Genomic DNA, 19,240 nt, shown 5'->3' on the forward strand with positions numbered 1-19,240 from the left:
TAACCAATATATTTACTTTGAAAACTCAAGTTTTTGTAGTTTGTTCCAACCTCCACGTGTGAAATCAGGGATTTCTACAGGAGCTGAATTATTGTCAAGAGAAATTTCTGTTAACGGACCTAAGCAAGACCATTCTGCTAAATCGTAAACGTCCATATCTAGTGGCAATCCTTTTTGAAGGCAGTAGATTAATCGGTAGTCCATTACGAAATCCATTCCGCCGTGACCACCTACTTTTTTAGCCTGCTCTTCGATATCTTTTACAATCGGGTGTTTGTATTTTTCCATCAATGCTTTTTTAACTTCTGCTGGAACAAAAGAGTGTGCATTTAATTTTTCATGATTTGGTTTTACATCATCTCCTAATTCTTTACCGTCTAAAGCGTACCCTTCTAATGGATATTTATTGGCAAAACCTTTAGTTCCGCTCAATTGATACATTCTGCTGTACGGACGAGGAGAAGTAACGTCATGCTGAATGTGGATTGTTTTTCCATTTTCAGTACGAATCATAGTCATGGTGTGATCTCCATTTCTAAAATCTTTAATTTCTTTTCCTGATTTTTCTTTGATATAAGCAGGGTTTCCAACTGCTTTTGTGTCCATAGAAACCAGGAAATTCATTTTATCACCACGGTGAATATTTAGTGCTTGACAAGCTGGTCCCATACCGTGAGTAGCGTAAATATCACCACGATGTTTAATATTGTAATCCATTCTCCAGTTGTTCCAGTACTCTCCCCAGAAAGGTTGTAAGCCATGAATATATGAACCTTCAGCATGAAGAATTTCTCCAAATACACCTTGCTGTGCCATGTTTAATGTCGTAAGTTCGAAGAAGTCATACACACAGTTTTCAAGTTGCATACAGTGCTTACGTGTCTTTTCAGACGTATCGATAAGCTCCCAGATTTCTTTCATTGTCATCGCACCCGGAACTTCTATGGCTACGTGTTTACCGTCTTTCATAGCCTGAACACCAATCATCGCATGGTGTTTCCAGTCTGTTGCGATGTATACTAAATCTACATTTGGTAATGCAGTAACTTTTTTCCATCCATTTTCATCACCATAAAATTCCTGTGCTTTTGGAAGTCCTGCTTTGGTTAAGATTTCGTTTGCTTTAGAGGTATTTTCCTGTGTCATATCACATAATGCGACAATTTCAACACCCGGTATATGTGTCATGCGTTCTACTGCTCCCGGACCACGCATTCCAAGACCAATAAAGGCCACGCGAACGGTCGGTATTGGCGTAGCGGCCAGACGTAAAACATCGGTTTGGCCTTTTGCGCGTGATGGAGTTTTGGTTTTAATCATTTGCGCCGATACAATTGCTCCACAAAACAAAATGCATACGGTTAAAATGAATTTTAAATTACTAGTTTTCATAATTAATTTGATTTAAATGATTTGATAATCTGTAATTGGATTATCGGTACTATTTTAATTTTTAATCTGTTAGTTGTACTTGTTCTCTATCATAATAGAAGCGATTTTTTGAGAATGAAAAGAGGATCACTTATTTTAAATCTTATAGTTTAACTATGTGAAAGAAGCGTGTTTCTTTTTTAAACTCCTTTTTTTAAATAAAATCTATGGTTCTATATGTTATAAAAAAATACAAATTACATCTAACAGGTTAACTTTTATTTTTTCTGTCAATTACCTATGGCAAAGCAGTGAAATTTATTTCCGGCTTTTTATTCGTTAACGGTCTTGTAAAGGTAGTTTTTGGCGTTACAAAATCATTAAAGAAACCTCCGTTTTTCAGAAAGAAAGAACCGTTTTCTGAACCACCTGCAAAATCCATTCTGTATTCTTTAGCTCCCGTATTGTCGTTTGTGAATCGAGCGGTATTAATTTCAGTCCAACTTCCTTTATCATCACAAACCCACTGATTGTTGAATAAAACTTTACGAGAAAAATCTCCTTGTTCCGGAACAAAATTCTCTAAAAAGGAGTGAAATCTTTTTAGGTAGGTATTGGTCTCAGGACGGTTAAAACTTGCAATTAAGGACCATTTTCCTAACTCTGGTGCGTAAAAATAAGCGGTGTAAGTAGTGGTATTGTTTCCTGCCGGAGTTCCACGAAGTAAAAACTTGTAGGTCGTTCCCGCTTTCCAATTGTATTTTAAGTAACTCTGTCCACCTGAACCTTCATTTCCGAATTCTCCCGTGTACACGTTTTCTCCTTTTTTCAACATTTTGATTTTATGCGAATCAGGAATACTGTTCGGATCATCGGTAGTAAACGGACTCCATACCGAAAACAAAACTCTTCGTTCTGTTGCAGAGTTCACCTGAATTCCAAAATAACCTTCACCAAAACCATTCGCCATAAAATAAGAACCTATTTTGTCTTCATTCTCAGGAATTGTCAACTCATTGTAATACCATTCGATATTGCTGGTTTCCGGTACCTGATAGTTTAAGTGAACAGATGGGCCACGTCTTCCCCAGTGATAAAAGCTGCCTTCGTTATTTGGTACATAAGCTATTTTGCCTTCATAATCAGCACTTGCAATCGTTAGACGACTAATAGACGGAAAACGATCGCCTGTTTTGCTGATTCCTTTTATTTTGACTGCAACATAACCGGCTTGTTTAATGGCCCAGGTTCCGGCAATAACTGCTTTTTTTGTGGTAGTGAAACTTACTTTTTTGGACTCGTTGTTGATTGAAAATTCTACTTCAGATTTTCCATTTACTTCAACAGATTCTTCTACGGTAATTTGGAATGTTCCGGCTTTTGCAATTTTAAAATAAGCGGTAAAAAACTCACTGGAATCGGTCCAGTTTTCTATACCGTTGTCTGTAATGGTGTTGTTTCCATCCAGATGTTTAGAGCTATAAGCATTCCCGCCAAGCGGAAGGGAAATTTTTGTTTTTGGGTTTGTTAGTAGAGTTTCGCTTCCCGGTGGTGTATTGTTCTGTGATGAATCATCATTATTGCTGGCGCAGGAAAACGATACTAAAGAGGTGGCAAGAAACAGGTAAAATATATTTTTCATTATTTGAGGTTGTTATAGGATTATGGTTTATAAGCTATTTTAAAAACAACCTCTCTAATAGTTTATTTAATTAGAGAGGTCGTAAACAAACAAAAAACAAATATTTAAACGTTTATGGATTCTGAGTCAAAGTTCCCGGATAAGCATTTACTTCCGATTGCGGAATGTATTGTATCACACGAGGACTTGAAGCCGGAACATCTATCATTGGCAAATGTGGACCCGGATAGTGACGTGTCATGGTTTGTCCGTTTCTGTAAACATCATAACCACGGTGCGCTTCGAAGGCCAATTCTAACTGACGCTCTTCATCAATTCTTTGTACGGCATTGGTACTGTTTAATGAAGTGTAACCTCCGCCAACAATTGATCTTTCTCTAATAATATTAAGATTGGTCAATGCATTGGTATAATCTCCTTTTTTAGCATACGCTTCTGCCATGTTCAGGTACATTTCTGCCAATCTCGAGATAATAGGAGAGTGCAGGTGTGAATCATTATTCTGTAAAGAACATTTTGTAATATAGAACATTGGGTATACACGATTTAAAAGCATCATGTAATCTTTTTCACCGGTATAGATTTTACCTTGGTAGGTGATCGCATATTGATTTTCGGCTGCGTTTACTACGGTAAGATCATAATCTGTGTTTGAAATGGTGATATAGTAATCTCCATTCGGTTTTGTTTTTAACGGTTGTTGTACATAATTGTAACCGGTTTGAGCCCCAGCGGTATTGAAAACATCAACAACAAAACGGAATGCTGGTGTTTTATTTCCATTAGCATCTTCTGTAAATTGCGGATCGATGAACGCCCAACGAGCATCTTTTTTCAGACCGGCTTTTCGTAATAAGTCAAGATATTCGCCACTGGCATACATTTCTCCCCATCCTTGTCCCTGAATATTGGCATACATTCCGCCAATTCCATAATAGTGATCAAATCCTGAATATTCTGATGCAACTCTTTTGATTGCAAAAATGGTTTCAGTTTGTTCAGGAGCGTCCGGTGCAAAAGTATTGTATTTCATAAAGTTCGTACGACTCAACAAATTGTATCTTCCGCTTGTAATTACTTTCTGAGCATATTCTATAGAAAGTGTTGCATACTGCTGATTTGGAGTTTCGTAAGTTCCACTCATGTATAAGTATACTCTTGAAAGCATCGCCTGTGCAGCTTCTTTGGTTGCAAAAGAAGCAGCCTTGCCAACAGTCATAAGAGCTTCAGCTTTCTTCAAATCACTTATTGCCTGATCGTAAGTTGCTTTTACAGTTGAACGATCCGGTAAATGAAGGTTACCAATATCAGCCGGCAGACCATTTACGATTGGCACACCTAAATTTGTCTCAGGCGATTGTGAATAAGGTCTTCCGTAAGTTCTTCCTAAGTAAAAATAAATCAGACCTCTTAGATAATAAGCTTCTCCAAGTTGTTGATCAACTGCAGCGCTTTCTCCTTCAGAAATAATTTTTATCAAATCACTTGATTGTGAAATGATTTTGTATCCATTATTCCAGAAAGTAGATAATCTGCCATTATCAGGAATGTGTTGATAAGAAATAAACGAGTAAAAAGAGTCAGTACTTGTCCCTCTGATCATGATGTTATCGCCCGGATATTCACCAACACGATGCATTACGTCTGACCATCCTTTTAGTTGTGCATAACACCCGTTTAGTAAAACTTCGATTGAAGCTTCTTTATCTTGTTGTATTTTTTCTTGTGTATAGGAGCTAAATGGCTCTCTGTCTAACTCACATGAGGACAGAAAACTAACTGCAATACCTAATATTAATATCTTTTTCATGATTTTGTTTTTTTTAAAGTGTTAGATTAAGTCCAAGTGTAACTCTGCTCGTTTGTGGATATACGCCCGTATTAACACCCGAAATTACATATTGACCGGTTGCACTATTGTAATTTGGTGACAACTCCGGAGTTACACCTGAAAAATGAGAGATCGTAAATAAGTTTTCACCTGCAACAAATAATCTTAAACCGCTGATACCTGTATTTTTAACCGGTATGTTATATCCGATAGAAAGGCTTCTCATTTTCAGGTAAGTTCCGGTTTCAAGGAAACGGGAAGAAGCTTTATTTGAGTTGCTTGTATTATCATAAACAGCCTGTGGGTGTGTAGCAATATCACCGGGTTTTTCCCAACGGCTCCACCCGCTATGCAGTTGCATTTGATTTCTGTCGGTATAAGCTCCGTCTGAGTCAAACTCTGTTCTTGAATAGTTATAGATTTCTCCGCCAACAGAATAGCTGAAAATGGCTGCAAAATCAAAGTTCTTATAGTTTAAACTTGTAGAGAATCCACCAAAGAAATCTGGAGTATATGATCCTATTATTTTTCTGTTTTTGAAAGCATCTGCATAATTGTATGTTTTTACGCGTTCTCCATCAGCATTGGTAGTATACCATTGTGGTTTTCCGTTTTCCGGGTCAACACCTGCCCATTCTGTTAAGTACCAGCTGTCTACATCTGTACCTGGTTTTAATAGTTTAGAAGCAGAACCTGCAACACCACTACCATCACCAACAATAATTTCTTTACGGTCTCCGTAAAGGCCGGTTACTTTGTTTTTATTTACACCAATATTGGCGTCAAAAGACCATTTCAGGTTTTCATTTTTAATGATATCTACATTAATAGAAGCTTCAAAACCTCTGTTGTTTACAGCTCCAACGTTTCTCCAGATACTAGTTACACCAATAACTCCCGGAAGCGGAACCTGGTACAATAAATCGGAGGTGTTTTTATTGTAATAATCAAATGTGATGTTTACTCTGTTGAATAAACTTACATCCAGACCTATACCTGCAGTATATGTTTTTTCCCAGCTCAAATCAGGATTTGCTAATTGAGAAATCAAAGCACCCGGATTTTCGTCATAACTTTGAGAGAAAGAGTATAATGGCAAGTGTCCGTATAAGCTGTTAGGACGATTACCTACTGAACCATAACTGGCTCTTAACTTCAGGTTATTTACCCAATCAGCTTTAAAGAAGGCTTCATTGTGAATGTTCCATCCTCCACTAATAGAAAAGAAATTACCATATTGTGCATTTTTTCCAAAGTTTGAGGCACCATCGCGACGGAAAGAAAACTGAGCTAAATATCTGTTATCGTAAGAGTAGTTCATATTGGAAAGTAGAGATTGTACTGCCCATTCTGATCTGTTTCCTTTTACTTTTTCCGGTTTAGCAGCAGGATCTGCTACAAAGATTCCAGGAGGAATTCCGGTTGCAATAGCGTTGCTGAATTTAGAACTATATTCATTCCACTCATAACCGGCAATAGCGTTTATTTCGTGTTTATCAATTTTGGTATTGAATTTTAATAATTGATTGGTGTAAAGTCTGTTGAACGTACTGAAATAATCTTCAATTCTACCTTTCACGGCTAAACCTGATGAAGATCTCGGATCAGAGTATGAGCTAGAATTTCCATTGCCAATAATGTAATTGTTTACAGATGCAAAAGTCAGCCATTTAGTAAATTTAATATCAAAATCCAGATTGGAACGCACGTTGAAATCTGCAGATTCAGAGAAATCCCATTGTAAGTCATACAAGTAATTAGATCCGGTCGTATTGACCCAGGTTGGATTCGGTGCGTTTCCTACCAATGATCCATCCGGTAAGTATGGGCTATCCCATGGCAGATTACGATACATAGCACCAACAGAATGTTGTTTGTCGTAATTAGTTTCTTTTGTTAAGTTTATCTGAGGTCTTATGGTTAACCAGCTATTTGGTTTGTATTCAAACTTCATCAAACCATTATATCTTTTATAATCATAACCAATTATGGCTCCGGTCTCTTCATAATAGCCTACTGAAACATAACTTTTAAAGTTTTCACCACCACCGCTTACAGATAAGTTATAATCTTGGGCAACACCGGTTTGAGTACCGTTTTTCCACCAATCGTAGTTTTTGTTTCTTAACTCAGGTGTCCACCAGGATGCATTTTGAAAGATTTGTTTGTTCGAAAAAGAATTGTACAGGTCATATAATTCGGCTCCGTTCATGACTTTGAAATTGCCTGAATTTATTCTGGCCAAAGCAGTTTTGGCAGAGAAGTTGATTGTTGCTTTACCGGCTTTACCACTTTTTGTCGTTACCACAATAACACCGTTTGCACCTTGTGAACCGTATACTGCTGTAGAAGCGGCATCTTTAAGAACGGTTAGGGATTCAATATCAGAAGGATTCATGGTTGGGGAGCTGCTCCCTACAATTACACCATCTACAACCCAAAGAGGATCGGTGCTTCCGTTTACAGTGCTTTTTCCTCTGATTACTACTTTTGATACACCTCCGGGCTGACCGCCACTTGTACTGACAAAAACCCCGGTTGCTTTTCCTGCCAATAGGTTTTCGACATTAGGAGTGGTAACATCAAGCAGTTTTTTATCGTCTAAAGTTTGCAGAGATCCTGTCAAACTTTGTTTCTTAACCTTGCTGTACCCAACAACAACAACTTCATCCATTTGTTGTCCGGCTTCTTTCATCGTGATTTTCAAATTACCACTTCCTGCCGGTGCTTCTTGTTCCTGCATACCCAGGAAAGAGAACACTAATACAGCAGAAGAATTGGGTACATCGATAGCAAAACTACCATCCATATCGGTCTGAACACCGGTTTTGGATCCTTTTATGATAACATTTACTCCGGGAATCGGAATTCCTTTCTCATCTACTACTTTCCCTTTTACTATTTTCTGGAATGCGAATAAACTGGTTTTGTTTAAAGTTCTTTCAGTGGAGGGAGCAGCTGCATCGGCTGTCTGAAAGCTTAATGACAAAAGTGAAACTAAAGCCGCTTTTAAGCTTTTGTCAAGTACAGTTTGCAGGGCTGAGTTTCGGGGCTCGTTTGCAAATACTTTTTTCATACTCTGGTTGGTTTTGATTAATAAAATTGAATCTTTTGTTAGTTGATTTTTTTTCTTTCAATAGTTAAAACTTAGTTTTTATTACCGCCTTTATTTTCACTTTAATACGCAAAAAAAAAGAGTGAAACGGAACTAAAAATGGAGCACTAAATTTTAATTATTCGACGAAACTATCGATTATATTTTTATTAAACAAGAAAAAACAGAAAAAATGTGCTCGAACACACAAAATTTGTGTTCTCGAGCACATAAAAATGCAATAATTGCTTTTTTTGACATAAAAAGATGACGATTTTTTAAAATAAAATAGAAAAGACAACGTTCTTTTGTTTAACAGGAATCTTAAGTTGAATATTTTGCTTTTAGTAAATAATAGTTATTTTGTTTTATTAAGTAAGAATGTGTTAATTTTTGAAGCTGTATATTGCTAATAAGTTGATTATTTGTTTGAGAAATGATATCGTGTTTTTTTGTGGGTTTTTTATTTCAGAGTTAAAAATAACTTAAAAAGTAGTGTTCCTTTTACGGAAAGTTTGACTTATATTAGCCTTTCAAAAGCGAAATAAAAGTGTGTTTTTTTGAGCACTGAAATTTCGAAAAAATGCCAGCCAAATTTGGTTAACGAATAGTTGAAAATCGGAAAAAATATGAGCGCAATTTTAAAAGAATATCAGGTTAAATTTATCGACCAAAAGAAAAAAAATGAGGCTGCAGATTTAGATTTTAATTTCTGGGAAAAAGCAAATTGTTTAACTGATTTTTGTTCGCCCTGGAATACGGATTCTTTTTCAAAAATTGAATTTCGGGCACTCTGGGATTTTGACTATTTGTATTTTAATTTTAAGGTTTTTGATGGTAACATTTATATTGATCAAAAAGACGATAGTATTGACAGTATCGGAAATTCGGACCGCGTAGAATTGTTTTTTAGAAAAAATGAAGCAATGAGTCCATACTATTGTCTGGAGATGGATACAACAGCCAGAGTGATGGATTTTGAGGCGTATCCCAATCATAATTTTGATTTTGAGTGGAGTTGGCCTAAGAACGAATTAAAGCTCAAGGCGTCAAAGGAAAGTACTTTTTTTATACTTCAGGGTAAGATTAGTATTTCGTCTTTAAAAGCTTTAGATTTAATTCACAATAACATCATAGAAACAGGTGTGTATCGTGCTAAATTTTCTCAAAATAACGATGCACAATATGAACCTACCTGGATTACGTGGGTGAATCCGGGCACGGAGACGCCTAATTTTCATATCGCTTCTTCTTTTGGGAGGTTTGTTTTAATGGAATAGCGGTTGTTGTTTAACTGCTAGGGGCGCAAAGTTTTCTACCGTGTCATTACGAAGAATGAGGAATCACACTAGAAACTCCACACAGTATGTCGCCAATCTTTGTCGAATTACTGGGTGTGATTTCTCCTGCGTCGAAATGATAATTACAAGGGCGATTCGGTAAATGATAGGGTGGTAATACAATAGCGACAGTTAGAAATAGTATGGCTTGAATAAAGCACAAAAAAAAAGAGATTGTCTCACAGCTATGAGACAATCTCTTCCAAAAACAAATAATACTAACTAAGTTAAGGTACTTAGATCTTAAGTTTCTTGATGTCGTTTTTTAGTATTTCTGACTGTTGAACCTCTTGATTAATGGAGTTACATGGTTTTTAGTGTCTTCGTCTAAAGAATTTAATGCTTTGTCGGCCTCATCAGCTGAAAATTTGGTTAATCCGCAGATGCCGGCTGCAATTACATTATATGATTGGTTTTTGATACTTTCCAGCATCAATCCTTTATATTCCGGATTGACTGTAGAACCTAATTTTATAATCGCGGCAGCTCTTGCAATTGTCTTTTTATCGTTTTTGGCGATATTCAGTAAGCTTTTTAGAGCAGCATTTTTGGTTTGATTGTCTTCTAAACTAATTGCTTTGATGCTTAAAACGCGCACATCGTCTTGTTGATCTTCTAAACCGGCCAATAGAATTTGCTGCGCATCCTGACTTTTAGCTGTAGTGGCAAATTTAACCGCTTCGATTCTGTTGTAATAGGAGGGAGCATTTTTATATTGAAAAAGATAATCTGCTATTTTTTTGTTGTCAATAATTTTACCTACTAAAATTTTATCAGGATCCAGGTCTGTAAAATTAGGCTGTGCCGGTACATCAAAACTAAAAGTTTGTTCTCTTTTGTCAATTAAAATATCCTTTCTTATTTTGGTTCCGTTAACGTAAAAATCAACTTTTAGAGGAAGGCTGAACGTTTGAACGGAGCTTTCTTGTGTTTGTTTTACCGCTATAGTTGCTTTTCCATCTGCATATCCGTATTCGACATTTAAAATAGGATTCCCACCTTGGTAGTACCATTGGTTAAAATAAGGGCTCCAGTCTTTCCCGGTGACCTCTTCCATTGCTAAACGCAGTTGATGTGATTCTCCCGATTTAAAAGCATTTACAGTTAAGTAACGATTTAAGGATTTAAAAAAGGCCGCATCACCCATTTGATTTTTTAAGGCATATAAAATAATGGATCCTTTGGAGTAGCTGATATTATCAAACATATCATCTTGGTTTTCGTAATGAAAACGAGCTAAAACAGGGCTGTCCCCATTTTTTTGAGAACGCAGGTAATTTTGTAATTTTTCATAACGAGATCGGTCTTCTGCGTCTTGTCCTGCATCATGTCCATGCCAAAGTACTTCACCAAAAGTGGCAAAAGATTCATTCATGGTTAAGTTAGACCAGGATTCGGCGGTAACATAATCTCCAAACCATTGGTGAAAAAGTTCGTGAGCAATGGTACTCTCCTGATTATCGTCTAACAATTCTCTTTCGGTTCTTTGCACATATTCACCATGTAAAGTGGCCGAAGTATTTTCCATTGCACCCGAAACAAAATCTCTGGCTACCACTTGTGAATATTTTACCCAAGGATAATCCACGCCTAACATTTTGCTGTAAAAAGCCATCATATCGGGTGTTTTTCCAAAAATCTGTTTCGCATAGGGTGCGTATTTTGGCTCCAGATAATAACTGACTTCTTTTCCTTTATAATAGTCTTTATAGATTTTAAAATCGCCAACTGCCATCATAAATAAATAAGGAGAATGCGGTAATTCCATTTTCCAGGTATCGGTACGCGTACCATTTTTATTTACTTTTTGTGCGGTTAACTTTCCATTGGATAGAGTGGTGTATTTGGACTCTACCGTCATAGCGATTTCAGAAGTTGTTTTCTGATTCGGTTTGTCAATTGTCGGAAACCAGGCCGAAGAAGCTTCTGTTTCGCCTTGCGTCCAGATTTGAACCGGTTTGTCTCCTTTTCCGTCAGGATTTATAAAGTACAGACCTCTTGCATCCGTAATCGCATTGCTTCCTTTGGCTTTTAATTGATCCGGTTTTGCTGTATAATTAATGAAAATCGTATATTTTTCTGTGCTTTGGTATTTTCTGTTTAGTGTAATAAAAATCTGTTGGTTATCGTATTTGTATTTTAAAGGAATACTTTTTTGTCCGTCAATAATGGCAATTTCTTTAAGATCCATTCCTTTGGCATCTAAAGTAAGTGTATCTGTTTCGTAAAAATGAGGTTTTAGCGTAAGCCATCCTTTTCCGTACAAATAACGTTTTCCATAATCAAAAGAGACTTCGAGCTTGGTATGAAGCAAATCGTGAACTTTTAAAGGTGTAACTCTATAAATCGACAAATCACTTTTGTTTTGCTCTGCATTTTGTGCCTCTATATTTTGGCAGCCCAATACGACAAGACTAAAAAAGGTGTATTTTAAAAAATGTTTATTCATGGTATTTTAATTTATATAAGGTAGTTTTTATAGTTTTTCAATAATTCGAACTTCACCGTCTTTTTCCTCTTCGGTTAAATTTCCCGACGGGTTTTTAGTGTATACTTGTAAAGTCCACTGAATAATTTTGTTGGAAGGATATAAAGAAGCTTGATTTTTTAACCATGCCGCCGCTTTTTCCGAAGAAGAAGTTTTTTCAATTGCCCAGGCAGAGACAAGTTGATTTGCGGGTAAAAAGTTCATAACCGTATTATCTATTTTCGGATTAAAAATAGTAATTTTTTCTAATGCTTGCCTAGCAGCTTCCAAATTATTAAGACCGCTATAACATTGATAATCCAGCCAGTTTTCCAGTCTTTCGTCGATATCTTCCTCGTAGGGTTTTCCTACACCCAGATTGGATGGCCACAACTTGGCATCGGCAATAAATTGAAGTGCTTTTTTGTATTGTTTATTTTTCAATTGAGTTACTGCCTGCATCAGTTTGGCTTCATGATAAAGCTGTCTTCCTATAGTGGCGCCTTCAAATGGAAGAATTTCCAGTTGGGTCAAAAAAGCATCCGCTTCTACGTATTTTTTGTTCAATAACAACGTTTTGGCATACAACATTCCGATGATATAATTTTCTGAATGTTTTTTGTAAAAAGGAGCTACAATTGCCAGTGCTTTATAATATTGTTTTTGACTGATATAATGTTCTGTCAGCAGTTTATAATACCTCCAGCCTTGATTGTCTAATTTAATGGCTTGTTGCAAACTTGATACAACCAGATTAGAGTTGTCTTTTAGTAAAGTCGCTTTAGCCGCATAAAAAGCAGGATCTGTTGGTTTGGTACCACATTGTGAAAACAATTCTTTGGCTTTGGAAAGCGAATTGCGATTCCATTCAATTAAAGCCAAATGGTATTTCAATTGCCATTGCTCATTTGTAGGGATTAGTTTTTCGAGAATTTCAGCAGTTTCGGGACGGAAAGGAAAACTGGTCCCGGGTTGTATGTTGCTTAAATCAACAGTTTTATTTTCTAAAAAGGCTGTCCAGTACCTAATTTCAGCATTTGGATTGGCAAGTGCAAAAACTTTTAAAGCATCGTCTGTACGATTCAATTGCTGGTACCAGATGCCTAATTCAAGATGCGTTTGCTCCGGCATTTCATTTCGGATAAGAGAGGTAAAGTGTAGTTTTGCTGCTGCTGAGTTTTCCCAAAGGTATTTTTCAAATCGAGCAAAATGATTCAACGCATCAATAGCGGTAATTTTGGCTAATACTGCAGTAGCTTTTTCGGAGTTGTTTTGCACACGATAAAGTACCGCCAACAATTGTAAACCTTCCAGATTGTATTGGTTGTATATGAGGCTTTTTTCGGCATATTCTATTGCTTTTTCCGGTTCATTTTCGGTAAAATAAAGTTTACTTAATTGGGTATAAGCAGCGGTGCGATATTCGACACTTGAGGCTGCAATATCAAAACCATCTTTGGCATCGGTGCTGTTTCCTAAATGTAAATTGGCTAAACCATAATAATAGTTTGCCGCAGGATCGTAAGTGTTTATGGCTAAAGCTTTACTTGCTGTTGCAACTGCTTCTTTGTATTGCAGTTTTCTAATTTGTAAAGAAGCCAGATCAGTCAGAGCGGGGGCGTAGTTTGGATCTTTATTTAGACAAGCCAATAGTTTTTCTTCCGCTTTGATGTAATCTTTAAAACTGATGTAATTTTTTCCTTGAAGATACAATCCGTACAGCGAATTGTTGTCAAAATCTTTTGGCATTTCTAACGGACGGCTGAGATTTCCGTCCTTAGGATCAGAATTCCAGACCAGTTTATTTTCGCCAAGTGTAAGCCTTATTTTATTCGGATCAACTGAAACTGAAACAGAGTCTTTGAATACCTGCAAGGTGGAAAGCGAAATAGTTTTAGAATAGATTTTCTTTTCGCCTTCAAAAATGTCCAGTTTATCATTTATTTTCTGAAGCGGAGAAAAATAGATTTTCAGCCACCCATTTTCATTTTTGACATTTACTGTACCATAATTATTAGCTTTTACGAAACCTTTGGTTTGTTTTACAGGAAACCAATATTCAGTCCAGGAATCGGTTTGATAAGGAGCAAATGAGCGTTGTTTAAAAGGAGTTAGGCTGCTATTTTCACTGGCTTGATTGAATAATCTGCCGCTTTGTACTTCTACGTATTGCCCGTTGGTATCGGTCAATAATTTTTCCCAAATCATTCCTTGTTGTGAGAGCCCCCAGATCCATATTTTTTTGCCTGCTTTATCATCGTGGTTGCTGTATCTGGCCATTCCAAAATCTTCGTCGTGCCAATAGCCACCGAAGAAATCAGTGTATTTTCCAAAGACATGATAGGATTTATAACCGCCAAAATCGTTGTTGTTATAAAAAGAGACATCTTTGCCGTTTTGCTTATTGATTGGCCAGGCATTGTGCTCGCCATCATGACCAAGATAGGTGGTGCCCGGATAAATAAACTGTAGATTTCCGGCTGCTTTGATTCCGGTATTCATCCAGGTGTAATAAGGCTGTTCGAATTCTGTGGAATTAAACCAAAACGAATTGGTGGTAAAATAAGCCTTGTCTTTTGGCAGATTGATGTCCAGTTTCCAGGAAGTACGGGTCAATAAGTCTAAAGCCTGAATCACACAGCTGACACTTCCGTCTTCTCTGTTAATAGTTATAAAATCGACCGGAGTGGCACAATTTGGTGTGTGACCGATAATGCCATAATTGCCTTCTACACCACCGCTGGTCCAGGGGCCACGCATGGCAATATCTCTGAATTTGATAACATGATTGTTATAAACAAAGTCTTTTCCGGTTGATTTCTCTATCGCAGACCAAACTTTTCCACCTACTTCGGGCAGAATCATTAATTTGATATAATCATTTTCCAACTCAATCACTTTCCATTCTTTTTGGATGGGTTTATCGGTAAAACCATCAAAACGGAAGTACGGATAAATTTTGGTATCCGGCTTCGGAATCGGATCAGGATCTGAAAAAGGATAAGTGGTAAATACTTTTTGATATTCCTTTATGGTTGGTGTTTTCTGGGCATTTACCAAAAGGCTGCCAAAAAGAAAAAAGGGTAGTAGCGGTTTGAGTTTCATAGGAAATGAATTATCGGTTTGGTAAGTATAACGGGATAAGATTTTTAACACATAGGAACATAGATTTTGGTCGACTAAAAAAGGCATTTTATTTTTTGTAAAAGCACAAAGCTATGTGAACCCAATAAGTTGGGCTATAAAAATCTTTTTTCCTTTTCTATAAACCTATGTTTCTATGTGTTTAAAAAAATATACGTCAAGTATTTAATATTGAGCTATGTTTCGGTATGCCTAAAAAATCTCGCAAAGTCGCAAAGCCGCCAAGTTTAAAAAAAAGAAAAAAAACTTTGCGACTCCGCGACTTTGTGAGAAATACCCCAGTGTTAATAAACCTGTCGTTTAGTATCGAAAATTACTTCACAATAAGCAACCAGCCTTTTCCTTTAGCAACCGGAATCTCTTCTTTTGTTGTAAAGTTCTGTGCAGGTTGGAAATTAGCCACTTCCAATGCTGTAATGGTTGCTTTGGCAGGGTTGATTCCGAGTTTTTTCCAGTCAATGTTCAGTTTTACTTTTACATCAGTATCAGCCCAGCTTGCGATCGAAATTAAAGCCGAATCCTTCTTTTTGTAAACCGTTGCCAAAACTTTTTCATTGCTTGTTTTTACCGGACAGTTCTCACTCCAATACCCAATCATTTCAGAACCTTTAATTCCGAAAGTATCCCATAATTTCCAGATTGGTCTTGGGTCAGCATTGTGGCTCCAAGGCATTCTGTTGGTCATTCCGTATACCATTCCCCTCCACGGATTTCCTCCATCTTGCAACATTTCTCCCATTAGTCCAAAAGGAATACCACTTACTTCTGTCAAGAAAAAGTCAGGATTGTTTTTTTCGTAGTCAAAATATTCTCCGAACCATAGTTTATTGATGTACGGGAAGTGCTCCATATACAAATTGGCGCTGTTGTTAAACCCATCACTTTTGTTGTATTGATTCGCACTGTGTAAATCTATAATTCCCGGATGACCGTCTTTGGTAAGCACTCTTTTGATACGTTTCATAGTGATTCTGTCAAAAGCCACGTCATCCAAATAAACACCATCAATGCCAACATTTTGTGTCAACCAATTCATTCCTTCCACATAATAATTGTGCCAACGATTCATACCGCTGTTTACAATGGCAGCATCTTTTATTTCTGGAACAAACCAGGCAGCGATATAATCATCGCCAACATGTTCCTGTAACCAGGAGAACCCGCCTCCTTTTCCCGGAGAGTAAATTTCGTGTCCTAAACTTCTTAAAGCAAAAGTTTCATAAGCCTTATTGGAAACCTCCCTAACCGTATTGTAAATTTTTACTTTCAGATTTTTTTGATGTGCTTCATCAATGTAATCCTTCATTTTTTTGAATTCAATAAAAGGATAATTGATATACGGATTAATCGCATTGGCATGGTGTATATTGACTACCGTTGCCCCAGTTTGAGCGATTGTATCCAGGTTGCTGTATTTATGGTAAAACTTGGTGTTCCATTGAAAATCAGTATCTATTTTACGAAACGGAGTTATCAATAAATTAAAGTTGTAGTATAAAACATCTCCTTTTTTTAGCGAACGATTGCCACTGTAGGCATTGACCAAAACTGTTTTTTGGTTTGGTGTTATCGTAATTCCGCCTTTGTTTTCGTTACCCCAGGAAGAAGGTAACAACAGCGGTTTTTGCAAATAGAAATTAGTATTTAGCGGACGGCTGTATTTTTCGTCTCGCAAAGAAAATTGCAATCCGGCATTCACATTTCCGATCCAGGCACCATCCTGATTTTTGTGTGCCACATCCCATTTCCAATCCAAAGTCTGAGGGCGATCTCCGCCTTTCTGACCTAATCCCATCATGTATTTTGAAGCAGAAGGCTGCATCGGCAGCTGAAAATTGATGTCGTTAAAAGAAGCATCTTCCAAAGCGGTAATTTTTACAGCATACGATACAAACCCATCAAATTCAATACTTCCTGTAACATCCATTTGAAGGGATTGTGAAGTAGAAACATTTTCCCAGGAAATGGTTCCGGCTTCTTTTTTCAGGAATTTAAGACCTGAATTTTTCCATTTTAGAGATTCTTTTCCGTTGGTATCTATAAAATGAAATGCTGCCGGAGCAGTGAAAATATCATTTGGTTTGGTACCAATAGAAGTCATTTCGGGAGTAAAGAAAGTTTGTATTTGAGTTGGAAAACCATTGGCCCCCAAAACTAATTTTCTTCCCAATAAAGAGATCTCAGAATCTTTAACTGTTATAGGAATATAAGGTGCTATGACAGTATTCTCCTGAGCTAAGGTTGAATTTAACCATTTTAAACGTGTCATTTTTTCCGGAGAATCGATTCCGCCGTTTTGGGTAACTTCGTTGCTTATTTTTATTTGAAGTGTGATTTCTTTTGTTTTGCCGTCACCACTTACCACCGCTTTTCCGGTATAGGTTCCCGCAGCCGTAGTTTGCGGAATATCAATACCACACCACATGGCTTGTATTTTTCCCTTTGAAACCGAAACCGTATTGGCAAAAACAGATCCGTCGTATCTTGTTCCGTCAGTATTGATGCAGTTGATGTATTTTGCTTCAAGGATTGCTCCCGTACTACTGATTAAATTTGAAAAAGTAATTTTTAAATTGTTGATATCCTGCAAAGCATAAACCCCCAATTGAAAAGCCAAATATTCGCCCTTTAATGCCGTGTCTGAAAAGGTGTTTTGAACTCCTTTTTGTATCCAGCGCTGTGGCAGATCATTTTTCATTCGGATGGAGTTTAATCGATCTTCCGGAAAAACGATAAAAGAACTACCGATGTTTTTAGCAATGAGGTCTTTGGTTTCTGCTGCTGTGGCAATTACTTCCATCGGGTAAAAACTGTTAAAAGCATTTACACTCTGAATTTCTTTAACAACAGTATTGTCTGCAACATCCGTTTTTATTTTTGCCAGCCATTGGGCATTGGCTTTGTTTTCCGGTTTGGCGTAAACTCCTTTTGGATAGTTTGCATCACCTTCGTCAATATAAGGCATATAGTACACATAATAAGTCGTTTGACCTGAAACAGGTTCAAAGAAAATGGTACCACTTTCTCTATTGATATTTGCCGTTTTTAGATTTGTAATTTCTTTTCCGGTGGCATCCTGAACGATAATTCTTTTTTGTTCCGGATTTTCATCTCTTCGGCGCCATTCGATAGTGGTTTTAGCAACAGTACCGGTGCCGGAAAATACCACTACTGCACGATGATTTCCCAGTTGATTTGGGTTCCAACTGTCGTTGCCGTCGGTATATTTTATTTGTTGCGCACTCAATGGAATACTGAGAATGAAAAAACACATTAACAATATTCGATTTAAAATTGGTTTGTTCTTAAGGTTTGACTTCATTTTTTGTTTAAGTTAAAGGAGGGTAATTATATAAAAAGTTAGTAAACGGCTTTCCATCCGTTTTGTTTCCAATAAGCGATAATGGGTTTGTAAGGCCCGTATTTATGTTGTTCTTCAGAAAAAGTATCACTAAATGGACTGTGGGCATAATCGATTGGTTTGCCCATTTTATTCGGATAGTCAAATGTTTTCGGATTTGGTCTGCTGTGTATAGCATCATCATTTACATAGGCGGCAATATCAAGTGCTTCCGCATCTGTGAGATAGGGTTTTCCAACTGTTACTTTATCGTATGGCATGTTGCTTTTTAGCCATTGTGCCTGTTTGATAACCCGATGCATGCTTGAACCCGGCTGATAGCCATATTGTCCCCAAAGCGGTGGATAAACGTAACCGGATTTATCCTCGTTGTATTTTCCTTCTCCGTCATTTCCGTGACAGCGAACGCAGTTTTCGATGTACAGTGCTTTTCCTCTTTCGGGACTGGCTGCTACATCTGGAAAATCAATTTCCAGGTTTTTGGCGCCTTTAAATTGTCCGTCTTTTGGAACAAACTTGCTAATCCATTTAAAATACGATAAAAAAGCAACCATTTCTTTTCCGTCAAGCGGAAGAGGTTTGCCCGAATGTGGACGCATAACGCAATTATTAACACGTTCTGCCAGCGTTAGAACTTTATTCTCACGTCCGCGATACTGCGGATAATTATCGTGTGAAGACATTAAGTTAAAGGCATAAGGTTTTGTACCGGCGTTCTGATGGCAATTGGTGCAATTCATTTTATTACCTAAATATTTTCCGTTGATGCCGTTTGGACCAATATAATAAGCTGTTTTTAGCATTAATTCTCTTCCATAACGAACGGATTCACCAAATTGATCGTCCGGAATTTTTGAGGTGTCTATAGTAATGTATCCTTCATCGTCTGAAGTCTCTTTTGCTAATGTTTGAGAATTAGAAGTATTGCACGAATTGAAAACTACAATTGGCAGCACTAAAGAGAAACCAATAAGAATTATTTTTTTCATG

At 37.1% G+C, this 19,240-nt stretch carries 9 protein-coding genes; 1 reads left to right on the top strand and 8 read right to left on the bottom strand.

Translation table 11 applies throughout. The features are described 5' to 3' along the window. Nucleotides 1–12 precede the first annotated feature (12 nt). From G3A47_RS20530 to G3A47_RS20545, 4 genes are all read right to left on the bottom strand, one after another. Entirely contained in the window at nucleotides 13–1,392 is a 1,380-nt protein-coding gene (locus G3A47_RS20530; RefSeq protein ID WP_166925820.1) for a Gfo/Idh/MocA family protein, read from the bottom strand. A gap of 277 nt (nucleotides 1,393–1,669) precedes the next feature. Further along, nucleotides 1,670–3,013: a DUF3472 domain-containing protein gene (locus G3A47_RS20535; protein ID WP_166925823.1), complete on the bottom strand. Its 1,344-nt coding sequence runs from the start codon at nucleotides 3,011–3,013 to the stop codon at nucleotides 1,670–1,672. 112 nt (nucleotides 3,014–3,125) lie between these two features. Continuing rightward, nucleotides 3,126–4,823, bottom strand: coding sequence for a RagB/SusD family nutrient uptake outer membrane protein (locus G3A47_RS20540; protein WP_166925825.1), 1,698 nt, complete (start codon nucleotides 4,821–4,823; stop codon nucleotides 3,126–3,128). A gap of 13 nt (nucleotides 4,824–4,836) precedes the next feature. Continuing rightward, nucleotides 4,837–7,920 carry a SusC/RagA family TonB-linked outer membrane protein gene (locus tag G3A47_RS20545; protein WP_166925827.1) on the bottom strand — a complete coding sequence of 1,028 codons (3,084 nt, stop codon included), beginning with the start codon at nucleotides 7,918–7,920 and terminating at the stop codon, nucleotides 4,837–4,839. A 647-nt stretch (nucleotides 7,921–8,567) separates the two neighbouring features. Here G3A47_RS20545 and G3A47_RS20550 point away from each other — a divergent pair. After that, nucleotides 8,568–9,218 (top strand): sugar-binding protein, encoded by a 651-nt coding sequence (locus tag G3A47_RS20550; RefSeq protein WP_166925829.1) that lies wholly within the window; start codon nucleotides 8,568–8,570, stop codon nucleotides 9,216–9,218. 325 nt (nucleotides 9,219–9,543) lie between these two features. On the opposite strand, the gene G3A47_RS20555 is transcribed toward G3A47_RS20550, so the two are convergent. From G3A47_RS20555 to G3A47_RS20570, 4 genes are all read right to left on the bottom strand, one after another. Beyond that, nucleotides 9,544–11,727, bottom strand: coding sequence for a M1 family metallopeptidase (locus G3A47_RS20555; protein ID WP_166925831.1), 2,184 nt, complete (start codon nucleotides 11,725–11,727; stop codon nucleotides 9,544–9,546). Nucleotides 11,728–11,754: 27 nt separating this feature from the next. Next, on the bottom strand, nucleotides 11,755–14,850 hold the full coding sequence (locus tag G3A47_RS20560; protein ID WP_166925868.1) for a DUF5107 domain-containing protein: 3,096 nt from the start codon (nucleotides 14,848–14,850) through the stop codon (nucleotides 11,755–11,757). A gap of 352 nt (nucleotides 14,851–15,202) precedes the next feature. Next, nucleotides 15,203–18,211 (bottom strand): glycoside hydrolase domain-containing protein, encoded by a 3,009-nt coding sequence (locus G3A47_RS20565; RefSeq protein WP_243860530.1) that lies wholly within the window; start codon nucleotides 18,209–18,211, stop codon nucleotides 15,203–15,205. A gap of 38 nt (nucleotides 18,212–18,249) precedes the next feature. Next, entirely contained in the window at nucleotides 18,250–19,239 is a 990-nt protein-coding gene (locus tag G3A47_RS20570; protein WP_166925833.1) for a c-type cytochrome, read from the bottom strand. Between the last annotated feature and the right edge of the window lies 1 nt (nucleotide 19,240).

The sequence above is a fragment of the Flavobacterium poyangense genome (assembly GCF_011751075.1).
GTDB classification, from domain to species: Bacteria; Bacteroidota; Bacteroidia; order Flavobacteriales; family Flavobacteriaceae; genus Flavobacterium; species Flavobacterium poyangense.